Origin of the sequence: Bradyrhizobium sp. (genome assembly GCF_049586575.1) — a bacterium.
Lineage (GTDB): Bacteria > Pseudomonadota > Alphaproteobacteria > Rhizobiales > Xanthobacteraceae > Bradyrhizobium.
In genome coordinates, this window is record NZ_JBAVCF010000667.1 from 1 (window position 1) to 5,643 (window position 5,643).

The following is a 5,643-nucleotide window of genomic DNA, read 5'->3' on the forward strand; positions in this document are numbered from 1 at the left end:
GCTATCCTTTATCAGTCATGGACCGGCCATCGGCAAGGGAACGAATGGCGCGCACGCGAGAGCGGCGCCGGCGGAGTATCGCGATCGCCAAAGTGCGTCTCGGTCCGGTCGAGCGAAAGAAGTTGATTGCGCTTGGCTATCTCGGGGCCGACGTCGCCGGGGACGAAGGTCCAGCGTTCGATTTGGCGGCCGAGGCTTACTTGTCGGACAAGCTGGCCGAGGAATCCGTTGCAGCGCTCTGATCGTCGCCAGGCAACTTTCGCGCTCTCGGCTGCAGGAACCGCTGTCCCGACTTATGGGTGCGCGACGACGGTGTTCTTCAGCGCGTGGGACGTTAGTCCAGAGTGAGCTGAGGCGACACGTTTTTCCCTGGTTGCGCTGCAACGGGCCCGCTGTTGCTTTGTACCACAGGTCCCGATTGTACGATCAGGCGTCCAAAGATTCGGGACTCTCTCCGTTTAGGGGTCGGCTGCTGCAGGCCGCCCGAGTCGCGGCTCTCTTCGTTGCGCGGGGCTCAGACGCGCCCGAGCACGGCCGTATTTGGCTGCAGGACGATGACGACGGTAAGGATTACGGACCGATCCTGCTACCCGAGAAGGCAAGCAAACTTTGTCGTGAAGGCTGGACAATTTCGGGTGCCCTGAGCAAGAGCGGCAATCGCTGTGTATCGGCTGCCCATAGCGCCTATGCGTCGTACTCCCTACTCCACATAAAAGCCGCATCCAATACTGCCCCGCTCCGGCGAGGCTTTTTGTTGGACTTCTCATAGTGCGCTCCGATTTTCTGCTAAAATCTTCCCTCGCTTGACAGATCAAAATTCAATTGGTGAAAGGGCGCTTACATGCACATCAGGTTTTCAATTGAGAGGTATGGGAAACTCCTGGCCAGCAGGATCTTTGATGTGACAGACGTACACTCTTTCCAATCTGCGTGTGCCGAGATTTGGGGACTGGTGCCGGTAACACACCTAGCAGATCATCCAAAGAACGATAAATTTCTATCAACCCTTAAAACACTATTGGGCGCCAGCAGGAGGTTGGATAACGCAGACTAAGTCCAATCGTCTTGATCTGCAGGGCTTAGCCGCTGTGGGCGCACACCCTCGGTGAACCGCAATGCGGGAACCGCGCCGATTCGGCGTTTCGTTTTGCAATTTGCAGCCGCCATGAAGGGCAGAGAGATTTAATTGGGACCCATGCGCGCGAGGATTCGACCGGCCTCCGCCGAGCCCAACGCCCTCGCCCGTTGGTACAGGGTGCGCGCCATGCCGCGGTCGCCGAGCCCGCCGACGACGTTGTGAGCCGCGAGGTAGGTAGGATCGTAGGTGTTGGCGAGCGCCAAAGCGGCATCGGGCATACCGGCATCGGCCAGGCGGCGGAAGGCGACCCGTGCCGCCGAGATATCGCCGGTCGCCAGGGAGTCGCGACCCCGCTGCATCAGCATCGCAGCGTCGCTGGGATCGATCGGCCTAACAGCCGGAGTGTTAGGCAGCGTGGGATTGATGCCAAGGCCCGCCGGCGCCTCATTGCCGGCTGAGGCCAGAGCCGGCTGTGGTGTCTGCCGGGGTGTTTTCGATATCCACTTGAGCTGCATGGCCCGGCTGTCAAGCAGCCGCTTGTCGGGATCCAGCAGTTTGACAGTCGTGTTCATCACGCCGACAAAATCTTTCGGCGCATACAGATAAAGCCCAGTGAGCTTGTCGGGCGGCAACTGCCAGCCGGACGGACCTGCCGACGTTCCAGCTGATAGCGTCGTGCCCTGAGCCAGCCCGTCCAGCAGCAGGGATTCGTTGCCCAGGGCGTGCTCGACATTGACCGCAAGGGAGACGGGCTCGTTCGCGAACGCTTGTTGGTCTTCGACAACCAATCGCGAGGGTATTTGGGCCTTGGCCTCTGTCTGCTGAGACGGGACCTCCGCGATGCGGTTGTTCGAGCCTTCCAGGCGCGGTGCGCCCGGCCGGGATGGATAGAACCGAGTCACCCCGTAAGCCACGATCGCCGCAACGACGATAGCGAATGACATTCGCAGGATCTGGCCAAGCCGGCCGCTCTCTGGGGGCGGTGGCGGCGGTACAATCTCCATTTCAAGTCCTGGAGGACGCGGTCGCGCATTTCGGAACAGTGTGCCGTCCGACCGCCGCGCGCCTGATGGGGGCCAGTCATCGGTCTCATCGGGCCTCCGCGTTACCGACGATGGAGGCGGAGCGGGCGGATCGGATTCCACATGGCTAGGCGATACATGCTCAAGCTCGATGACCGCGCGGATCGCGTCATCAAGCCAATCCAGTGCGTCTTTCTCGGTCCCGGCTTCCTTCGCACGGCTCGAGTCCGCCTCTGGTGTCTGATTACGCTCGGTCTGTTCTGCGTCTGCCTGCGCCGCCTCGGACTGCGCCAACATCTCCGCAATCTCAGCGGGACTTTGGGATAATGCGCGGTCTCGTAGGCGCGGCGGTGCATATGCCGAGAGCCCCTTCAGTCTGCTGTTTGGTGGGAACGGCGTACTCATACTGGTCTCCTCGCCTCGCGGTCGAATCCATACCGCCGGTGTTCCGAATCTCCCCTTTTCCTGCTCGCCTCATTTGCCTGGTTAGTTTGGACAGCCTTTTGGATCGCGCGGCTTATCGCGCCGGATGTTCTCGCGTTGTCGCTCCAAACCGCGTCAATCGACCGTTACGCCGCTTTCCTTAATCGGCGTCGCCCATTTCTTGATCTGGCTGGCGACGTAATGTTGGAGATAGCTGGAGCTGGTGCGGTCGGCGGCAACAAGGTCCGTGCCGATCGTTTCCATGCGCGCACGCAGCGCCGGGGTGTTCATCGCCGCGACGGTCGCATCCCGCAGGTGATGGATGATGGCCTCCGACGTTCCCCTCGGAAAGAACAGGCCGATCCAGTTGTTGGCGTCGACAGCGAAACCCTGCTCTGTCGCGGTCGGCACGTCGGCCAGCACCGCGGAGCGTCGCACCGTCAACATGGCGATGGGTTTCACGTTCCCGCCCTTGATTGGCGAAAGCTCGGTAGACACCGCGTCACACAAATAATCGATGCGGCCGGCCATCAGGTCTTGCAGCGCCGGCGCCGAGCCGCGATAGGGGACATGTTGAACTTTGATGCCAAGCTTCGAGTTCAACAGCACACAGCCAAGATGGGTCGCCGAGCCGGCTCCTCCCGAGCCGAAGGACAGCTTTGCAGCATTCGCCTTGGCATAAGCGGCAAACTCTTTGAGCGACCTGGCCGGAAAATTCTTCCGCACCACTAGCACAAGCGGTTGTTCGGCGACGAGGACAACGGACGCGAAATCCTTGGTCGCGCTGTAAAGCGGCTTTTTGTAGAGCGTCTGGCTGTAAGCCTGCGTGCCGACGGTCCCAAGCAGCACTTCGTAGCCGTCAGGTTTTGCGCGCGCGACCCGTTCGGCGCCCGTCATTCCGCCTGCGCCACCGACGTTGACCACGATCACCTGCTCTTTAAGTATGTCGCCCAGACGTGCGGCCAGGATACGACCGACGACGTCCGTCGGACCGCCGGCAGCGAACGGCACCACCATAGTTATCGGCCGCGTCGGCCAATTGCTCGCACGCGCGACCCCGACCGCCGCCAAAACGGCGGCCACAACTGCGATAGTCCTATTCCTCAACATGAATCTTCCATCCTCCTGCTTGAATTCCCCGCCTGGATTTGGCGCAAAGTCTTCCGCAAGCGAGACGGGTCTGCGCGCACTCGCCATGTCGCAACGCCGATGTAGGCCGCGCGGCCGGCGCAAATGTCGAATCTACTAACCGTGCGCTTTGCCAATTCTCAGCTTGTTATGAGGAAAACCATAAACTAGATCGGGTGAGGCATGACCAATTTCACCCAAACCCGGCGAGCGCGAGCACTGATCTTGCACTTCACACTTGTTAGCACTTCAGCGACCCAAATTTTCCGCTCGCTAACAGTCGCCCAAATAGTGTCACCATCTCACCAACAGTGTGACTGTACTTTGTGGCAAAATCACGTTCTGCCGCCGTCATTACATAACCACCCTAAAAATCAACGCATTTCACAAAACAAACAACCAAGTGCTGCTAAGTTTCACCAATAACCCATAAATTAACATCATCTATTGCTAGAATTGATTGGGATGCAAATGGAATGATCCGGTGCGGCGTCGCAGGCTGGCCACAATTCCTGCGCACAATTGCGACGTGGCTGTGAGAAGAACGTCAAATACGAGGGTTAGGCTAAACACAGTTGCCAGCGTGCTTCTGAAGTGCGCGCCGTGCCATGACGGACTGACCTGCAAAACTCGGCAAACGGGCCACGTGCCCGACGTCACGAGGGAAATCATGCGTAATCGCTATGTTGCTGCGTGCTTGGTCGCGTTGGCAATCGGTTTCTTCAGTTCTCAACTTGCAGCTCAACAGGTGCCGAGCTCTTTGTCGCAAGGCGGTACCGAAAGCGCGTTGCGCGAAAAGAAGAACGACTCAACCGTCGGCCTCGTCGGCGGTCTTTTCACCGGCACCTACATGCGCCTTGCCGCCGAAATCGCGTCAGCTCTTGACGACGGCGACAAGCTCCGCGTTCTGCCGATTGTGTCCTTCGGCGCGGGGTCAAATCTTGACGATCTCTTGTACCTTCGTGGAGTGGACTTGGCGATCACGCAGTCCGATGTGTTCGAGTATTTTCGCACGGTCCGCAAAACGCCGCACCTGGAACGCCGCGTCCAATACATCATCCGGCTGCCGATCTCAGAGCTTCACATTCTGGCGCGCGACAACGTCCACAGCCTGGAGGATTTGCGCGGCAAGAAGGTCAATTTCGGTCCAGCCGGAACGGGCGCGAGTCTGACCGGTACCATCGTGTTCCAGCGGCTCGGAATCAACGTGCAGCAGGTGATGATCGATCAGTCGAGCGCTCTGGAGAAATTGAAATCAGGCGAGATCGACGCCATCGCGCGGGTGATACCGAAGCCGGTCGATTTCTTCTCAAAGATTCCGCCGCATTCCGGGCTGCATCTGGTGAACATCCCATTCACCAAGCTGTTCGAGGACTATTACACGCTCGGCGAATTCACCAAGAAAGAATATCCGAATCTGGTCGACGGCAAGGATAGCATCGACACCATTGCGGTTCCGGCGGTGCTGGCTGTCTACAACTGGCCGAAGGACAGCGATCACTACAACAGAGTTCAGCGCTTCGTGCAGTATCTGTTTAGTCGCTGGGACACGTTTCAGCACCCGCCGTACCATCCGAAATGGCGGGACGTGAACTTGGCGGCGACCGTCCCCGGATGGACCCGCTTCAGCGCCGCCCAAGATATGTTGCAACAGGTCGAGGCGCAGCAGCAGCAGAAGCAGAAAACCGAATTCCAGACATTCTTGAACAAACAGCCGGCCCTACCCGCCAATGCCGCCGATCGCGAAGCTCTGTTTCAAGAATTTCTGCAGTGGCAGGCCTCGACCACGCACTAGCGCCCGAAGGAAGCGGTGCTTACCAGGCCGCGATTGCATTGAAAGCGATGGAAGATGAGGCGATTCACCGACGTCTCGCTGCGCTGCGGCTCTTCTTCCCCTGCCCGGAACCCAGTTAGTGCAGCAAAATGACTGATGCTGCGCTGACATGCTGGGATCAACCACATTAGCTGTGGGATGCGGAATAAGGTTAATCC

Annotated in this window: 5 protein-coding genes; 2 read left to right on the forward strand and 3 right to left on the reverse strand. The window is 59.0% G+C overall.

Annotated features, from left to right (window positions below):
• On the forward strand, positions 1-242 hold a 242-nt coding region (locus WB528_RS24485), incomplete at its 5' end, for a hypothetical protein (protein WP_423891550.1).
• Between the two features lie 940 nt (positions 243-1,182).
• On the opposite strand, the gene WB528_RS24490 is transcribed toward WB528_RS24485, so the two are convergent.
• Both WB528_RS24490 and WB528_RS24495 read right to left on the reverse strand, forming a co-directional pair.
• On the reverse strand, positions 1,183-2,022 hold the full coding sequence (locus WB528_RS24490; RefSeq protein ID WP_423891552.1) for a hypothetical protein: 840 nt from the start codon (positions 2,020-2,022) through the stop codon (positions 1,183-1,185).
• A gap of 636 nt (positions 2,023-2,658) precedes the next feature.
• The gene (locus tag WB528_RS24495) at positions 2,659-3,606 is read right to left on the reverse strand and encodes a Bug family tripartite tricarboxylate transporter substrate binding protein (RefSeq protein ID WP_423891554.1); all 948 of its coding nucleotides are present in this window, start codon (positions 3,604-3,606) and stop codon (positions 2,659-2,661) included.
• Between the two features lie 529 nt (positions 3,607-4,135).
• Between WB528_RS24495 and WB528_RS24500 the strand changes: the two genes are divergently transcribed.
• Positions 4,136-5,446 (forward strand): TAXI family TRAP transporter solute-binding subunit, encoded by a 1,311-nt coding sequence (locus tag WB528_RS24500; protein ID WP_423891556.1) that lies wholly within the window; start codon positions 4,136-4,138, stop codon positions 5,444-5,446.
• Here WB528_RS24500 and WB528_RS24505 read toward each other — a convergent pair.
• Positions 5,443-5,643, reverse strand: a 201-nt coding sequence (locus tag WB528_RS24505; protein WP_423891558.1) for a hypothetical protein, incomplete at its 5' end; no start/stop codon positions are given. The genes WB528_RS24500 and WB528_RS24505 overlap by 4 nt on opposite strands.

Excerpts from the sequence above, each read along its gene's own strand:
- WB528_RS24490 (WP_423891552.1), bottom strand. The coding sequence starts at position 2,022 with ATGTCATTCGCTATCGTCGTTGCGGCGATCGTGGCTTACGGGGTGACT.